Consider the following 17,160-nt stretch of genomic DNA (forward strand, 5'->3'; position numbering starts at 1 on the left):
AATGCACACAAAACTACATAAACACCAGATAAGCCATCGCAAATATCTTAAACAAGAATATTTTCAACTGCGACTTCAATAACTTTGGCCATTTTAGGCCCCATTACTGAGGCTTAAAGTCTACCGGTGCATTTTTAAACACTTCATAAACATCCTGAGACGGTGGTTTTGGGATCCTTGCCTGTCGAGCCGCTGCAATCGCTGCCTGACACAGAGCCGGATCGCCGCCCTCAGACTGAATATCTAGCAACGTACCATTCGGTGCGAGCTTGATGCGTAACGAACAGGTTTTGCCGATGTATGACTGGTAGTCATAGAAACGGCTCTTGATTGCGGCTTCAACCTGACCAGCATAGTTGGAAATGTCCGCGCCCGATGCCCCGCTCTTCTTATTTTTACCTACACCAGCGGCTCCACCGCCACCCTTAGGTGCGTTTTTGGAGGAGGCAAGGCCACCAAACAGGTCGTCGACGTCTGCAGACTGCTTCGCCGCAGCGGCAGCGGCTTTCTTCTTGGCATCTGCTGCGGCCTTGGCAGCTGCGGCCTTCTCGGCGGCGGCTTCCTTGGCTGCGGCGGCTTTAGCTTCTTTTGCGGCAGCAGCTTTCGCTTCGGCAGCCTCTTTAGCTTCAGCCGCTTTGGCCTCTGCGGCCTGTTTAGCTTCTGCGGCTTTCGCCTCGGCGGCGGCCTGCTTCGCTTCTTCAGCTGCGGCCTTCTTCTCGGCGTCAGCAGCCGCTTTCTTGGCTTCTGCCTGTGCCTGCTTCTTGGCTACGGCCGCAGCAGCGGCATCGGCCTCTGCCTGTTTCTTGGCTTCAGCTTCAGCTTTCTTCTGCGCATCAGCCTGAGCTTTTGCCACTTTGTCGGCTTCGGCCTTAGCCTTCGCAGCAGCATCTGCTGCCTGCTTCTGTTGTTCTTTCACTGCGGCGGCTTTGGCATCAGCGGCAGCCTGTTTTGCATCTTCTGCGGCCTGTTTGGCCTCTTCAGCTGCGGCTTTCTTCTGTTGCTCGGCGGCTTGTTTAGCCTGCTCAGCAGCAGCCTGTTTCTGTTCTTGCGCCGCTTGCTTGGCAGCTTCGGCAGCCTCTTTGGCTTGCTCAGCCTTCTGCTGCTGTGCAGCCTGTTTGGCTGACTCAGCGGCTTCTTTGGCCTCTTCAGCCTTTTGCTGCTTAGCCTCTTCGGCCGCTTCTTTGGCTTCTTCAGCCTGCTGTTCAGACTTTTTCTGATGCGATTGCTGGGCGCGGTTCGCGTCAGCCTGCTGCTGTTGCTCGCGATTGTATTGCTCGACCACTGCGCCAGAATCGACCATCACGGCCGAAATATCAGTACCGCCACCGCCGCCGCTCATACTGGTGTCCTCGTGAAGAGAACTCCAGACCAACAGGGCTATCAATATGATATGCAGAACGACCGAAACAATAACGGCGCGTTTGAGCTTATCGTTTTGTTCAGTTGCAGTTGCCTTTACCAAAATAGATTTCCCAACACAGGATTGCTAAAGCCCGGTGGCACACGCTTTTTATTAACGTACATCCACCAGGTTTAAAATAAATGTCACCCATTAGCCATGGATCAGATTGGCTGTGTCATCAAACCTACAGATTTCACACCAGCCTGATGCAGCAAATTCAGCGCCTTGATTATCTCATCATAAGGCACCTGTTTTGCTCCACCGATCAGGAAAACGGTTTTCGGATTAGCCTGGATGCGTTGCGACGCCTCCGCGATAACCTGCTGCTCCGGCAGCTGTTCCATTCTTTGATGGTCTATAACAATGGTGTATTGGCCAACGCCAGAAACCTCGACGATAACCGGCGGGTTATCATCGGTAGAAACTGTTTTGGAGTCAGTCGCATCAGGCAAGTCCACCTCAACGCTCTGCGTGATGATAGGCGCCGTTGCCATGAAAACGAGCAACAGCACCAGCAACACGTCGAGCAGTGGAACGATGTTGATTTCCGACTTCAGTTCGCGACGTTTACGACCTCGTACTCGAGCCATACTCCCCTCCCTTAATTACTACTCTCGCGAGAGAAAGCCTGGCGGTGCAGGATAGCCGTGAACTCTTCGATGAAGTTATCGTAATTTTGCTCGAGTTTGTTGACGCGTTGGCTAAGGCGGTTGTAGGCCATAACAGCAGGAATAGCGGCAAACAAACCGAGTGCGGTGGCGATCAGCGCTTCAGAGATACCAGGCGCAACCATCTGCAGCGTAGCCTGTTTGACCGCGCCCAAGCCGATGAAGGCGTTCATGATCCCCCACACCGTACCAAACAGGCCGATATATGGGCTGATAGAACCGACTGAGCCAAGGAATGGAATATGGTTTTCCAACGCTTCAAGCTCGCGGTTAAAGGAGATACGCATGGCGCGTGAAGAACCTTCGATAACCGATTCTGGCGCGTGACTGTTTGCGCGATGCAAACGAGCAAACTCTTTGAAACCGGAATGAAAGATCTGCTCAGCACCGCTCAGCGTGTCGCGACGGCCCTGGCTTTCCTGATAAAGACGAGAAAGCTCAATGCCAGACCAGAATTTATCTTCAAATGCTTCCGCTTCACGGGTTGCCGCATTCAGCACCTTGGTGCGCTGAATGATGATGGCCCATGAGGCAACAGAAAAACAGATCAGGATAAGCATGATCAGCTTAACCAGGATGCTGGCCTTTAAAAATAAATCAATAATGTTCATGTCAGTCACTGCTTAAACTCCGCGACAATAGACTTAGGAAGCGCTCTTGGCTTCATTTGATGTGGATCGATGCATGCAATAAGAACTTCTGCACTACTCAGAAGATTTCCATGCGAATCAAGAATTCGTTGTGCAAAGGTAAGTGAAGCTCCCCGGATTTCGGTGATTTCGCTCTGGACTTCCAGCAGGTCGTCAAGACGTGCAGGCGCCAGATATTCAACCGTCATACGGCGAACAGCAAAAGCGACATGTTCTTCCAGCAATTTATGCTGGTGAAAGTTGCGATCACGCAACATTTCTGTGCGAGCCCTTTCAAAAAAGGCGACGTAACGGGCGTGATAAACCACGCCGCCTGCATCGGTGTCTTCGTAATAAACACGGACAGGCCATCGGAACAACGAATTACTCACTCTACATCCCGTATTGCAATTTGACGGCCCTACTATACGCAACTGATTTCAGGTTTGGAATGGGTTGCAACTCTGGAATGAAAATAATTATGAGCCGTGATGGTGCATTGAAATAACTGTGTCAGCGCTTTGTAAATCATGTAAAAAAAAGCGAGTTTCAACGGTGTATAAACAAAAGGGCCCACTCGGGGCCCTTACTGTTCAAAACACTTAAATTAGACAATGCGTAACGCGTTATTCTGCGTCTTTAGCCGCTTTGCTTTCTTCACTTTGTTCGAACGCTAATGCGGTGATGATCCCCGCTGAGCAGGCCAGCAGCGTTCCGAGTATCCAGGCAAAATACCACATGGTGTTAAACTCCCCTTTGGTTGCGATTAGTACAGCGAATGCTTGTTGTTTTCGATAAAGTTTTTATCGAGGCGACCAAACATTTTGTAGTAAGCCCAACTGGTGTAGATAAGGACGATCGGCACGAAAATGCAGGCGACCACGGTCATGACTTTCAGCGTCAGCAGGCTGGAAGTGGCATCCCACATCGTGAGGCTGGCGCTCGGTTCAATGCTCGAAGGCATCACGAATGGGAACATTGTGATGCCCGTCGTCAGGATCACACAGGCGATGGTGAGCGACGATGTCAGGAACGCCCATGCCCCCTTATTCAACCTCGACAGTAGAAGGGTTAATAAAGGTAAAATGACGCCCAGTGCCGGAATGGCCCATAGTGCAGGCATGCGGTTGAAGTTAAGCAACCATGCACCGGCCTGATGCGCGACCGTTTTACGCAATGGGTTAGACTCGGCGGCGGTGTTAATTGCCGAGGTCACCACATAACCGTCAATGCCTTTCACCAACCAGACGCCGGCTATCAGGAAAGCAATCATCATCACCAGCGCCGAAATCTGCGCGGCTGTTCGGGTACGCAGATGCAGTTCACCCACGGTTCGCATCTGCAGGTAGGTTGCCCCCTGCGTCACCAGCATGGTCAGGCTGACAATACCCGCCAGCAGGCCAAACGGATTGAGCAGCTGAAGCAGGTTACCGGTGTAGAACAGACGCAGATATTCATCAATGTGGAAAGGTACGCCCTGAAGCAGGTTGCCGAAGGCTACCCCAAAGACTACGGCCGGCACGAAGCTGCCGATGAAAATGCCCCAGTCCCACAGATTGCGCCAGCGACGATCGTCAACCTTGCTACGATAGTCAAAGCCCAGCGGGCGGAAGAACAAGGCACAAAGTACCAGGATCATCGCGGCATAAAAGCCCGAGAATGCTGCGGCGTAGACCATCGGCCAAGCGGCGAACAGTGCTCCCCCGGCAGTTATCAGCCACACCTGATTGCCGTCCCAGTGGGGAGCAATCGCGTTAATCATCACGCGGCGGTCGGTGTCGGTTTTGCCGATAATGCGCACCAGAATGCCTACGCCCATATCAAAGCCATCGGTGACGGCGAAGCCAATAAACAGCACGCCTATCAGCACCCACCAGATGAACCTTAAAACTTCATAGTCGAACATACGTGGTCTCCCTCTTACTGTGCACGCTGAACGGCGGCGGCAGGCTGTTCAAAATGATAACGACCGGTCTTAAGACTGCTTGGCCCCAGACGCGCAAACTTGAACATCAGGTACATCTCGGCAATCAGGAACAGCGTGTACAGACCACAGATGAGGATCATCGAGGTGAGTACGTCAGCGGCAGTTAATGAAGAGTTGGCAACCGCAGTCGGCAGAATCTCACCGATAGCCCACGGCTGGCGGCCATACTCAGCAACAAACCACCCCGCCTCGACGGCAATCCACGGCAGCGGCAGCGCATAAAGTGCCGCGCGATGCAGCCAGCGCTTCTGCCCTATCTTGCCGCGTAGCACGGTCAGGAACGACAGACCGACCACCAGCAAAATTAGGAAGCCTGCGGCCACCATAATGCGGAAGGCAAAATACAGCGGCAGCACGCGCGGAATTGAATCTTTGGTGGCCTGCTGGATCTGCGCTTCGGTCGCGTCCGTTACCTTCGGCGTGTAGCGTTTCAACAGCATGCCGTAGCCGAGGTCAACCTTGGCTTTTTCGAAGTCGCTGCGTACCTGAGGACTGTCATTGCCCGAGCGCAACTCTTCGAGCAGCGTGTAGGCCTTGATACCGTTTCTAATACGCACTTGATGCTGTGCCATTAGCTCTTTCAGGCCGGTGACCGGGGTATCGGTTGAACGCGTAGCAATCAGACCGAGCAGATAGGGAATCTGAATGGAGTATTGGTTCTCCATTTTGTCCTGGTTAGGTAATCCGATCAGCGTAAAGTTAGCCGGTGCGGGCTGTGTCTCCCACTCGGCTTCGATGGCGGCCAGCTTGGTTTTCTGCACGTCGCCCATTTCGTAGCCTGACTCGTCACCCAGCACGATGACCGAAAGCGTAGCCGCCAGACCAAAACTCGCCGCGATGGCGAACGAGCGTTTGGCAAACGCCGTATCACGGCCTTTAAGCAGGTAGTAGGAGCTAATCGCCAGAATGAATATCGCGCCGGTCACGTAGCCCGCGGCCACGGTATGCACGAATTTAACCTGCGCAACCGGGTTGAGCACCAGTTGGGAAAAACTGACCATCTCCATACGCATGGTTTCGTAGTTGAATTCGGAGGCTACCGGGTTTTGCATCCAGCCGTTGGCAACGAGGATCCACAGCGCCGAGAGGTTTGAGCCAAGAGCCACAAACCAGGTCACCGTCATATGCTGCACTTTGGAGAGGCGGTCCCACCCGAAGAAGAAGAGCCCGACCAGCGTTGACTCAAGGAAGAATGCCATCAGCCCTTCGATGGCCAGCGGAGCACCAAAGATGTCACCGACATAGTGTGAGAAATAAGACCAGTTGGTTCCGAACTGGAACTCCATGGTCAACCCCGTGGCCACACCCAGCGCAAAGTTAATCGCAAATAACTTGCCCCAGAACTTGGTCATATCCTTATAGATTTGTTTGCCGGAAAGCACATAGACCGTTTCCATTATTGCCAGCAGAAACGCCATACCCAGCGTTAATGGAACAAAAATAAAATGGTACATGGCCGTTAAAGCAAACTGCAAACGCGACAGCTCAACGATATCAAACATTCTAACCCCTAGCTCCTCGGAGGAAGACTCCAAATAGCAACTCTCTGACGTATAAAACTGGAATACGCCTCACAACTACCAGTATTTAACTTTCCGTTATCAAAATGACTTTAATTATTTAATTAGCAGATTAATTATTTTAAAAATTAACGGATCCTTAATATGATGAATCTTTAATGTGATAGAGATTTATTAACTTTCCCTATCGGATAAAATTCATTTCATTTAACGATGCCCAGACCTACGCCCGGTGCGTGCGCAGCTGGGGCGGGACTCTAAGGAAGAGAAGTGACGGGGTCAGGGCCCCCAGCCGGTTTATTAAACCTGAGCTTTGATTGTGACAATGTTACGCCACTATTCCCACACAATAAACAGGTGTTTTGTGCGCCAGCGCCAATTTTTAGAATGTAGATCAATTACTATCATTTTTTCAAACTCAGGCCAAGATTGATCCAGAGCAATTTAATCCTTTTGAGTCGCTATTTCCAGCGTAATCAGAAAATATTTAATCTTAATTCATTCCTGTGTTAACAAGGTGATAATTTGTTTTTATTTCAAATACCGCCTGTTAAATAGATGTAATTCGGTATTTTAAAAATTAACAATAATAAATTCGGATGTTTTATCTATTTTTAAATCAAATAAAAACTTTGATCCAGATCAAGAAAGGGATTAATTATTTGTAAATATAAGATAAAAATAACAACAGGAATAAGACAGCAATAATGAATAATAAGGCAGGATATTATTCATTATCATTGGCAAAAAAAATGCCGCCCCAGGGCGGCATTGATGCTCAAAGGGATAAAATTACTGCGGAGGCAATACTGACTTCACGGCGTTGCCGATGTCTGCCAGGCTGCGAACAGTTTTAACACCGGCCGCTTCCAGCGCTGCAAATTTGTCATCCGCAGTGCCTTTACCACCGGCAATGATGGCACCCGCATGGCCCATACGCTTGCCTTTAGGCGCAGTGACGCCCGCAATGTAGCCCACAACCGGCTTGGTTACGTGCTCTTTGATGTAGGCAGCCGCTTCTTCTTCTGCGTTACCGCCTATCTCGCCGATCATAACGATCACTTCAGTCTGCTTGTCTTCCTGGAACAGTTTCAGGATATCGATGAAGCTTGAACCCGGGATCGGGTCACCGCCGATACCGACGCAGGTAGACTGACCAAAGCCATAGTCGGTAGTCTGTTTAACCGCTTCATAGGTCAGCGTACCAGAACGGGAAACGATCCCCACTTTGCCCGGCTTGTGAATGTGGCCAGGCTGGATGCCGATTTTGCACTCACCCGGGGTGATAACGCCTGGGCAGTTAGGACCTATCATGCGCACGCCAGTCTGCTCAAGCTTCACTTTCACCACCAGCATATCCAGCGTTGGGATGCCTTCAGTGATACAGATAATAAGCTGGATGCCTGCGTCGATAGCTTCTAGGATCGAGTCTTTACAGAATGGCGCTGGAACATAGATAACAGAGGCTGTTGCGCCTGTTGTTTCTACGGCTTCACGCACGGTGTTGAACACTGGCAGACCCAGATGCTCGGTGCCGCCTTTGCCTGGCGTTACGCCGCCAACCATCTGTGTTCCGTAGGCAATCGCCTGCTCGGAGTGGAAAGTACCCTGGCTACCGGTGAAACCCTGGCAGATAACTTTGGTATTCTTATTGATTAAAATCGACATTATTTACCCTCCACTGCAGCAACAACTTGCTCTGCGCCGTCAGTCAGGCTGGTCGCTGCAATGATGTTCAAACCGCTGTCTGCCAGTTTTTTGGCACCCAGTTCAGCATTGTTCCCTTCAAGACGTACCACAACCGGTACGCTGACGCCCACTTCAGCCACTGCGCCAATGATGCCGTCGGCAATCAGGTCGCAGCGTACGATACCGCCGAAGATGTTAACGAATACCGCTTTCACTTTGTCATCAGACAGAATGATTTTAAACGCTTCGGTTACACGCTCTTTGGTTGCGCCACCGCCTACGTCGAGGAAGTTGGCCGGTTCGCCGCCGTGCAGTTTAACGATATCCATGGTACCCATTGCCAGGCCCGCACCGTTAACCATGCAACCGATGTTGCCATCAAGCGCCACGTAGTTCAGTTCCCACTGAGCAGCCTGAGACTCACGAGCGTCTTCCTGGCTGTGGTCACGCATTTCGCGCAGTTCTGGTTGACGGAACAGGGCATTGCTGTCAGCGCCCAGCTTGCCGTCGAGGCAGATAAGGTCACCCTCTTTGGTCACAACCAGTGGGTTAATCTCGATCAGCGCCAGGTCGCGCTCCAGGAAGATGTTCGCCAGACCCATGAAGATCTTGGTAAATTGTGCAACCTGCTTGCCGCTCAGACCCAGTTTAAATGCCAGTTCACGGCCCTGGTAAGGCTGTGGACCTGCCAACGGGTCGAGTGCAACTTTGTGGATCAGGTGTGGGGTTTCTTCAGCAACCTTCTCGATTTCCACGCCGCCTTCGGTAGACGCCATGAACACCACGCGACGTGAGCTACGGTCAACGACGGCACCGAGATACAGTTCTTTATCAATGTCGGTCGCGGCTTCAACCAGAATCTGGTTTACCGGCTGGCCCTGCGCATCAGTCTGATAGGTCACCAGACGTTTACCCAGCCAGTGCTCGGCAAAGGCACGGATCTCTTCTTTGCTCTTCACGACTTTAACGCCGCCTGCTTTACCACGGCCGCCAGCGTGAACCTGACATTTTACTACCCACGGACCCGCACCGATTTTCGATGCAGCCTCTTCCGCTTCACGCGGGGTGGAACAAGCAAAACCTGTAGGGGCAGGAAGGCCATAGCGCAGAAACAGCTGTTTCGCTTGGTACTCGTGTAGATTCATGATGTTCTATCCATTGATTTCAGAAGATTGCAGAGCAGATACTCCTGCCCTGCACTTGTTTTCACGCGATAAAGAGAACGACTACACGTCTAACAGCAGACGTGAAGGATCTTCCAGCATTTCTTTGATGGTGACCAGGAAGCCCACTGACTCACGGCCGTCAACCAGACGGTGGTCATAGGACAGCGCCAGGTACATCATTGGCTGGATAACGACCTGACCGTTGACGGCCATTGGACGGTCTTTAATCGCGTGCATACCCAAAATCGCACTCTGCGGTGGATTGATGATAGGCGTTGACATCAGGGAGCCGAACACGCCGCCGTTGGTTACGGTGAAGTTACCGCCGGTCAGCTCTTCAACTTTAAGTTTGCCATCACGGCCCTTCACGGCCAGCTCTTTGATTTGCTTCTCAATGTCTGCCATGCCCAGAGTATCAACGTCGCGCAGAACGGGGGTCACCAGGCCACGAGGGGTTGATACAGCAATGCTGACGTCGAAGTAGTTGTGGTAAACCACATCATCGCCATCGATAGAGGCATTCACTTCAGGGAAACGCTTGAGCGCTTCAACGACGGCTTTCAGATAGAAAGACATAAAGCCCAGACGCACACCGTGGCGTTTCTCGAAGGCTTCGCCGTACTGCTTGCGCAGATCCATGATTGGCTTCATGTTGATTTCGTTAAACGTGGTCAACATGGCGGTGCTGTTTTTCGCTTCCAGCAGACGCTCGGCAACGCGTTTACGCAGACGGGTCATAGGCACGCGTTTTTCGCTGCGTGCGCCCAGAGCTGGCGCTGCTGCTGCGGGCTGTGCTGCTGCAGGCGCTGCCGCAGGTTTGTCAGCCTTGCCAGACTTGGCAATGTGCTGCTCGATATCTTCACGCGTCAGGCGACCACCCACACCGCTGCCTTTAATGGCGCTGGCATCCAGTGAGTGCTCGGCTATCAGGCGGCGAATAGCCGGGCTCAGCGCGTCGCTGCTCTCGTCATCCAGTGCGGCAGTGTGACGGTCCGCAGGCGTAGATTCTTTAGCGGTGCTTTTTTCCTGGCTTGGCTTACCAGAGCTGTTACCCGGACGCAGACGAGCAAGGATCTGTTTAGAAAGCACGGTGGCGCCTTCGTCTTCCAGAATGGAGTCCAGAATACCGGCTTCGCTTGCAGGCACTTCCAGCACCACTTTGTCGGTTTCGATTTCAACCAGGACTTCATCACGCTCAACGCTGTCTCCAGGCTTTTTGTGCCAGGTGGCAACCGTCGCATCTGCAACGGATTCAGGTAGGTCAGGGACCAGAATATCTACGCTACTCATTATCAATCCTTATTTTTCCCTTTACCTGGCGCTGCATAGGCTTGGCGCCAGGTACTGTGGGTAAATTATTACAAAATTAAACGACTATTGAACATTCAGCGCGTCGTTAACCAGATCTTGCTGCTGTTTCTGGTGAACTGACATATAGCCCACGGCAGGCGAGGCTGAAGCCGGACGTCCCGCGTAGCGTAAAGAAGCACCGAAAGGTACCACTTCACGGAAGTTATGCTGACTGCAATACCACGCGCCCTGGTTGAGCGGCTCTTCCTGGCACCAGACAAAGTCGTGCACGTGCGCATACTGCTCAATCACGCTCTGTACGGCTTTGTGAGGGAAAGGATACAGCTGTTCGATACGAATAATGGCAACGTCGGTTTGTTCGTTCTTACGACGTTGTTCCAGCAGATCATAGTAGACTTTGCCTGAACACATCACGACACGCTTGATGCCTTTCGGGTCCAGCTCGTCCACTTCGCCAATCGCTGGCTGGAAGGTGCCGTTAGCCAGTTCGTCGAGCGTAGACACTGCCAGCGGATGACGCAGCAGAGACTTAGGCGACATCACTATCAGTGGGCGACGCATCCCGCGCAGCGCCTGACGACGCAGCATGTGGTAAACCTGCGCCGGCGTAGACGGAATACATACCTGCATGTTTTGCTCGGCACAAAGCTGCAAATAACGTTCCAGACGGGCGGAGGAGTGCTCCGGACCCTGCCCTTCATAGCCGTGTGGCAGCAGCATGACCAGACCGCACATACGGCCCCATTTCTGCTCGCCGGAGCTGATGAACTGGTCGATAACGACCTGTGCACCGTTGGCGAAGTCACCGAACTGCGCTTCCCAGATGGTCAGGGTGCGAGGTTCTGCGGTGGCATAACCATATTCGAAGGCCAGCACGGCTTCTTCCGACAGCACGGAGTCCCAGACGTTGAACACGCCCTGACTGTTGTGGATGTTGGAAAGCGGCACGTAGACAGAGCCGTTTTTCTGGTTGTGGATTACCGCATGACGGTGGAAGAAGGTTCCACGGCCGGTGTCTTCACCGGAGAGACGAATAGGAATACCTTCGTCGACCAGCGTCGCGTAAGCCAGGTTTTCCGCGCCGCCCCAGTCGAACAGTTTCTTGCCTTCGGCCATGTCTTGACGATCGCTATAAATCTTGGCGACGCGAGACTGCATCTCGATGGCGTCTGGCACGTGGCTGACGCGACGCGCTAGCTCCTGCAGACGTTTTGGCTCAACGGTAGACGGATAAGGTTCGTCCCACTCGTGGTTCAGATAAGGCGACCAGGTGAAGGTGTGCATGTCGTTCGGACGCCATTCGTCCACAACGCACTCACCCGCGTCCAGCGCATCACGGTAAAGGTTAACCATTTCCGTGGCGTCTTCCTGGCTGGCTACGCCCTGCTCAGTCAGTTTGTCCGCGTAAATTTTGCGCGGCGTTGGGTGTTTCTTGATCTTCTGATACATCAGAGGCTGGGTTGCACTCGGTTCGTCGGCCTCGTTATGGCCATGACGACGGTAGCAGACCAGGTCGATCATTACGTCACGCTTGAAGGTATTACGGAAATCCAGCGCCAGGCGGGTGACGAAGGCCACCGCTTCCGGGTCATCGGCATTCACGTGGAAAATCGGTGCCTGCACCATCTTCGCGATATCGGTACAGTATTCGGTAGAACGCGCGTCTTTCGGGTTTGAGGTAGTGAAACCTACCTGATTGTTGATAACGATACGTACAGTACCGCCCACTTCATAACCACGAGCCAACGACATGTTCAGCGTTTCCTGAACGACGCCCTGACCGGTAATCGCCGCATCGCCGTGAATGGTGATTGGCAGAACCATGTTACTGCGCGCTTCGTCAAGACGATCGCGACGGGCACGAACGGAACCGATAACCACTGGGCTGACGATTTCAAGGTGCGACGGGTTAAACGCCAGCGCCAGGTGAACCATACCGCCTTCAGTTTCGACGTCGGACGAATAGCCCATGTGATATTTCACATCGCCGGTACCCAGATGCTCTTTATGCTTACCTGAGAATTCATCAAACAGGTCTTGGGGTTTTTTACCCAGCACGTTGATCAATACGTTCAGACGACCGCGGTGCGCCATGCCCAGAACGACTTCACGCGTGCCGTTTTTACCGGCGTGGCGGATCATGTCCTTAAGCATAGGTACCAGGGCATCGCCGCCTTCCAGCGAGAAGCGTTTCGCGCCCGGGAATTTAGCACCGAGGTAGCGCTCCAGCCCTTCGGCTGCGGTTAATTCTTTGAGGAAGGTCTTTTTCTCGGTTTCGTTGAACTTAGCGCGGCCGACAACGGATTCGATACGCTGTTGAATCCAGCGTTTTTCGTCCGTGTTGGTGATGTGCATGTACTCGGCACCGATCGATCCACAGTAGGTCTGCTTCAGCGCGGCGTAAAGTTCGCCCAGCTGCATAGTCTCTTTGCCGATAGCAAACGAGCCCACGTTGAAGGTTTCCTGAAAATCAGCCTCAGACAGATGATGGTAAGCAGGATCCAGGTCAGCAACGGTTTCCTGTTTCCATAAACCGAGGGGATCAAGATTAGCATTCTGATGACCACGGAAACGGAAGGCGTTGATGAGCTGCAACACCTTAACCTGTTTCGCATCGGTTTGCGGGTCGCTGATTGCTGAATTATAACGCGAAGCGTCTTTCGCCAGGCGGCGGAAGTAGTCTCGAGTCTGTGAATGGAGTTGTTCCGGTTTGACACCGACTGTCGGTAGCTGTTTGAAAATTGAACGCCAGCTATCGTCAACGGAACCAGGATCGGTTAAGTAGTCTTCATAGAGTTGCTCTATGTAAGACTGGTTCGCGCCCGCCAGATAGGAGGAATCCAGCCAGGCCTTCATTGCGCCGTTCTGCATCGTGATCCCTTAAGCTTTGAAAGCTTTAGTTTTCGCCGTGGTTAATAAAATCACCGTGGTACCTGACGTAATTTTGACTTACATCCGAGTAAGACGGTTTTCCATACAACAGTTCACTTAACCGACAGGTTTGATGCCCGTCGACCGGTCAAGGAACCTCCAAAAGCCTGCGCATTAACCGCTTACTCGAGCTTTTGGTGCTTCCCTGTGTTCCTCTTTTTACGCAGACATAAATATACTGTTAACGGGCCAAAATTATCACCCTTTACCCAGTCATTTCATCAGCTTATTCGCGCTGTGCCTGTGCATTTTGTTGCGTAATTGTTACTGCTTGTTCACTTAATATTAGCGGGAACCTGAGTTCCCGCTTTTTTCGTACTTTTCGGCTTAGGCACCGCGCTGTAGCAGCATCGACTTGATGTGCCCGATGGCCTTAGTCGGGTTCAACCCTTTAGGACACACGCTGACACAGTTCATGATGCTGTGGCAGCGGAATACGCTGAAAGCGTCGTCAAGATTATCAAGGCGTGATTGCGTTTCTGTGTCACGGCTATCAATCAGGAAGCGATACGCGGCCAGCAGACCGGCAGGTCCCACAAATTTGTCCGGATTCCACCAGAATGACGGGCAAGAGGTTGAACAGCAGGCACAAAGAATACACTCGTACAGGCCGTCCAGCTTCTCACGCTCTTCCGGCATCTGCAGGTGCTCACGCGCCGGAGGATTTTTACCGTCATTGATCAGATACGGTTTAATCTTTTCATACTGTTTGTAGAACTGACCCATATCGACAACCAGGTCACGCACCACCGGCAGACCCGGCAGAGGACGGATAACAATCTTCTTGCTGCCGTTACGCAGTGCAGATACCGGCGTGATGCAGGCCAGACCGTTTTTACCGTTCATGTTCACACCGTCAGAGCCGCAAACGCCCTCACGGCAGGAGCGACGAAACGACAGCGTCGGATCTTGCTCTTTCAGCAGAATAAGTGCGTCGAGCAACATCATGTCACGGCCTTCTTCGGCCTCCAGCACATAGTCTTTCATGTACGGAACGTCGTCTACGTCCGGGTTATAGCGATAAATCGAAAATTCGAGTTTCATTTATATGCTCCTGCTCACCGGCCTAGTAGGTACGTGCTTTCGGCGGGAATGCCGCGCGCAGCTTAGGCTGCATGTTCACCTCACGGCGAGTCATGCTTTCGGTTTCCGGTTGGTAAAGCGTATGGCATAACCAGTTCGCATCATCACGATCCGGGAAGTCGAAGCGGCTGTGTGCGCCACGGCTCTCGGTGCGATAGTTGGCCGATACCGCAGTAGACAGTGCAACTTCCATCAGGTTGTCCAGTTCCAGACATTCGATACGCTGGGTGTTGAATTCAGTCGAGGTATCGTCCAGACGGGCATTCTGCAAACGTTCACGGATGTGCTTCAGATCTTCCAGACCCTTGGCCATCGCGTCACCTTCACGGAATACGGAGAAGTTGTTCTGCATACAAGCCTGCAGATCCTTGCGGATTTGCACCGGATCTTCACCCGAACGGGTGTTGTTCCAGCGGTTCATACGCTCCAGCGCCGCATCGATATCAGACTGGCTGGCATCGCGGCTTGGGCCCTGCTCCAGCAGAGATTCCTGCAAGTGCATACCCGCCGCACGACCGAACACGACCAGGTCGAGCAGTGAGTTTCCGCCCAGACGGTTGGCTCCGTGAACAGATACACAGGCGATTTCGCCTACCGCAAACAGGCCCGGGATCACTTCGTCTTCGCCTTTGGCGTTGACGCGCAGAGCCTGACCGGTCACCTTAGTCGGAATGCCGCCCATCATATAGTGACAGGTAGGGATAACCGGAATAGGCTCTTTGACCGGGTCAACGTGAGCAAAGGTACGAGACAGCTCAAGGATACCCGGCAGGCGGGATTCCAGAACGTCTTTACCTAAGTGGTCCAGTTTCAGTTTTGCGTGAGGGCCCCAAGGACCGTCACAGCCACGGCCTTCACGGATTTCGATCATGATAGAGCGCGCTACCACGTCACGACCCGCCAGGTCTTTGGCATTCGGCGCATAACGCTCCATGAAGCGTTCGCCGTCTTTATTAAGCAGATAACCGCCTTCACCACGGCAGCCTTCTGTCACCAGAACGCCTGCACCGGCGATACCGGTTGGGTGGAACTGCCACATTTCCATGTCCTGCACCGGAACACCCGCGCGCAGCGCCATGCCAACGCCGTCACCGGTGTTGATGTGAGCATTGGTGGTTGACTGGTAAATACGACCTGCACCGCCGGTTGCCAGCACGGTGGCCTTCGCCTTGAAGTACACGACTTCACCGGTTTCGATGCAGATAGCGGTACAGCCGACGATAGCGCCGTCCTGATTTTTCACCAGATCGAGTGCATACCACTCGGAGAAAATGGTGGTGTGATTCTTCAGGTTTTGCTGATAAAGGGTGTGAAGCAGTGCGTGACCGGTACGGTCAGCCGCTGCCGCAGTACGTGCCGCCTGCTCGCCGCCGAAGTTCTTCGACTGGCCACCAAACGGACGCTGATAAATTTTGCCGTTGTCTAAACGGGAGAAAGGCAGTCCCATATGCTCGAGCTCGAGAATCGCTTCCGGCCCGGTGTTACACATATATTCAATCGCATCCTGGTCACCGATATAGTCGGAGCCTTTAACGGTGTCATACATATGCCATTCCCAGTCATCTTCATGGGTATTGCCCAAGGCAACGGTAATACCGCCCTGCGCAGACACCGTGTGGGAACGGGTTGGGAACACTTTGGAAATCAGGGCGCACGACAGGCCCATCTGTGAAATCTGTAATGCGGCACGCATACCGGCGCCACCTGCACCGATTACGACGGCATCAAACTCTCTGACTGGCAGACTCATTTACTACGCTCCCCACACAACTATTGTTCCATAAAGCAGATAAACCACTAGCGTGACAACGATCGCAAGTTGCAGCACCAGACGCACGGCCAGAGGTTTGACATAGTCAGTTAACACCTGCCACATGCCTATCCAGGCGTGAACCAGAATCGAAAGCAGCGTGAGCAAGGTGAACACTTTAGTAATGGAAGAAGCAAAAAATCCGTGCCAGACTTCAAAATCGATGTCCCGAGCCATGACGACGAAGCCAAGAATATAGAGGATATACAGGGTGATAACGATAGCTGAAGCACGAACCAACAGCCAGTCATGAACGCCATTACGTCCCAATGCAGAAACATTGTTAACCATACTTTTAATACCCTACGCTACGAAAACGGCAGCAAGAATTGACAACAGTACGGTAATGCCAATCGCAATATATGCCGACAGCTTACCGACAGCCAAACTCTCTTCGATGACGCCAAAATCCATCAGCAGGTGGCGAATGCCGCCGCAGACGTGATAGGCCAATGCGGTCAGTATTCCCCAGAATATGAACTTGACGAAGAAGCTGTTCATGATGGCGGCAGCATGCGCGAATCCTTCCGGAGAGGAAAGAGACGTACCAAGCAACCAGAGGAGGATACCGACAGCGACGAAGGTTATTACGCCGGAAACGCGGTGTAAGATGGACGCTATCGCAGTAACGGGAAACCGGATCGTTTGCAGATCCAGATTGACAGGTCTTTGTTTTTTCACGGTTTAGCCCACACAGCCCTTAGAGCCTGTTCATAAACATCCTGCGGGGTACATACAAGGCAAAAATAAGCGATAAAGCCGGTTTACACCTAACAGCAGTAAAGGGGCGTTTCGTGCTTGTTTTAACACAGCAGACCGAGCGCAGTACATCTTGAATGGCGCTTATTATTTTCCATCCTCCGGCCTGGGCGGAAATCAGACAGCGTTAGAACCCAATGGCCCTTCACGTCACGCGCTCAAACATCGACATCCACTGTGCTTAAACGGCGCGTTCTACATAACG

15 protein-coding genes are annotated in these 17,160 nt (G+C 52.6%); all 15 read right to left on the reverse strand.

Annotation, left to right across the window (positions count from 1 at the left end):
- Positions 1-103: 103 nt before the first annotated feature.
- The 15 genes from tolA to sdhC all read right to left on the reverse strand — a co-directional run bounded on the left by tolA (position 104) and on the right by sdhC (position 16,877).
- Complete coding sequence (gene tolA, locus O1V65_RS13180) at positions 104-1,462, reverse strand: cell envelope integrity protein TolA (protein ID WP_017494051.1); 1,359 nt, start codon at positions 1,460-1,462, stop codon at positions 104-106.
- Positions 1,463-1,563: 101 nt separating this feature from the next.
- Positions 1,564-1,992, reverse strand: coding sequence for a colicin uptake protein TolR (gene tolR, locus O1V65_RS13185; RefSeq protein WP_017494052.1), 429 nt, complete (start codon positions 1,990-1,992; stop codon positions 1,564-1,566).
- 11 nt (positions 1,993-2,003) lie between these two features.
- On the reverse strand, positions 2,004-2,690 hold the full coding sequence (tolQ, locus tag O1V65_RS13190) for a Tol-Pal system protein TolQ (protein WP_017494053.1): 687 nt from the start codon (positions 2,688-2,690) through the stop codon (positions 2,004-2,006).
- A complete protein-coding gene (ybgC, locus tag O1V65_RS13195) occupies positions 2,687-3,091 on the reverse strand; it encodes a tol-pal system-associated acyl-CoA thioesterase (RefSeq protein ID WP_017494054.1) in 405 nt (134 codons plus the stop codon). Before ybgC ends, tolQ begins: the two co-directional genes overlap by 4 nt.
- Positions 3,092-3,325: 234 nt before the next feature.
- Complete coding sequence (gene cydX, locus O1V65_RS13200; RefSeq protein WP_017494055.1) at positions 3,326-3,439, reverse strand: cytochrome bd-I oxidase subunit CydX; 114 nt, start codon at positions 3,437-3,439, stop codon at positions 3,326-3,328.
- A gap of 26 nt (positions 3,440-3,465) precedes the next feature.
- Positions 3,466-4,605 (reverse strand): cytochrome d ubiquinol oxidase subunit II, encoded by a 1,140-nt coding sequence (cydB, locus tag O1V65_RS13205; protein WP_017494056.1) that lies wholly within the window; start codon positions 4,603-4,605, stop codon positions 3,466-3,468.
- Between the two features lie 14 nt (positions 4,606-4,619).
- Positions 4,620-6,188 (reverse strand): cytochrome ubiquinol oxidase subunit I, encoded by a 1,569-nt coding sequence (cydA, locus tag O1V65_RS13210; RefSeq protein ID WP_017494057.1) that lies wholly within the window; start codon positions 6,186-6,188, stop codon positions 4,620-4,622.
- 810 nt (positions 6,189-6,998) lie between these two features.
- Positions 6,999-7,874, reverse strand: coding sequence for a succinate--CoA ligase subunit alpha (sucD, locus tag O1V65_RS13215; protein ID WP_017494262.1), 876 nt, complete (start codon positions 7,872-7,874; stop codon positions 6,999-7,001).
- Positions 7,874-9,040, reverse strand: a complete 1,167-nt coding sequence (gene sucC, locus O1V65_RS13220; protein ID WP_017494261.1) for an ADP-forming succinate--CoA ligase subunit beta — start codon at positions 9,038-9,040, stop codon at positions 7,874-7,876. The genes sucD and sucC overlap by 1 nt, the downstream gene beginning before the upstream one ends.
- Positions 9,041-9,121: 81 nt before the next feature.
- Positions 9,122-10,351 carry a 2-oxoglutarate dehydrogenase complex dihydrolipoyllysine-residue succinyltransferase gene (gene odhB / locus O1V65_RS13225; protein ID WP_017494260.1) on the reverse strand — a complete coding sequence of 410 codons (1,230 nt, stop codon included), beginning with the start codon at positions 10,349-10,351 and terminating at the stop codon, positions 9,122-9,124.
- An 84-nt stretch (positions 10,352-10,435) separates the two neighbouring features.
- Positions 10,436-13,243: a 2-oxoglutarate dehydrogenase E1 component gene (sucA, locus tag O1V65_RS13230; protein WP_084911622.1), complete on the reverse strand. Its 2,808-nt coding sequence runs from the start codon at positions 13,241-13,243 to the stop codon at positions 10,436-10,438.
- A 387-nt stretch (positions 13,244-13,630) separates the two neighbouring features.
- Positions 13,631-14,347 carry a succinate dehydrogenase iron-sulfur subunit gene (locus O1V65_RS13235; RefSeq protein WP_017493931.1) on the reverse strand — a complete coding sequence of 239 codons (717 nt, stop codon included), beginning with the start codon at positions 14,345-14,347 and terminating at the stop codon, positions 13,631-13,633.
- Positions 14,348-14,369: 22 nt separating this feature from the next.
- Positions 14,370-16,136 carry a succinate dehydrogenase flavoprotein subunit gene (gene sdhA / locus O1V65_RS13240; RefSeq protein ID WP_017493930.1) on the reverse strand — a complete coding sequence of 589 codons (1,767 nt, stop codon included), beginning with the start codon at positions 16,134-16,136 and terminating at the stop codon, positions 14,370-14,372.
- 3 nt (positions 16,137-16,139) lie between these two features.
- A complete protein-coding gene (sdhD, locus tag O1V65_RS13245; RefSeq protein WP_017493929.1) occupies positions 16,140-16,487 on the reverse strand; it encodes a succinate dehydrogenase membrane anchor subunit in 348 nt (115 codons plus the stop codon).
- 12 nt (positions 16,488-16,499) lie between these two features.
- Positions 16,500-16,877 carry a succinate dehydrogenase cytochrome b556 subunit gene (sdhC, locus tag O1V65_RS13250; RefSeq protein ID WP_026110800.1) on the reverse strand — a complete coding sequence of 126 codons (378 nt, stop codon included), beginning with the start codon at positions 16,875-16,877 and terminating at the stop codon, positions 16,500-16,502.
- Positions 16,878-17,160: the final 283 nt, after the last annotated feature.

Source organism: Rouxiella badensis, assembly GCF_026967515.2.
In the GTDB taxonomy this organism is placed as follows: domain Bacteria; phylum Pseudomonadota; class Gammaproteobacteria; order Enterobacterales; family Enterobacteriaceae; genus Rouxiella; species Rouxiella badensis.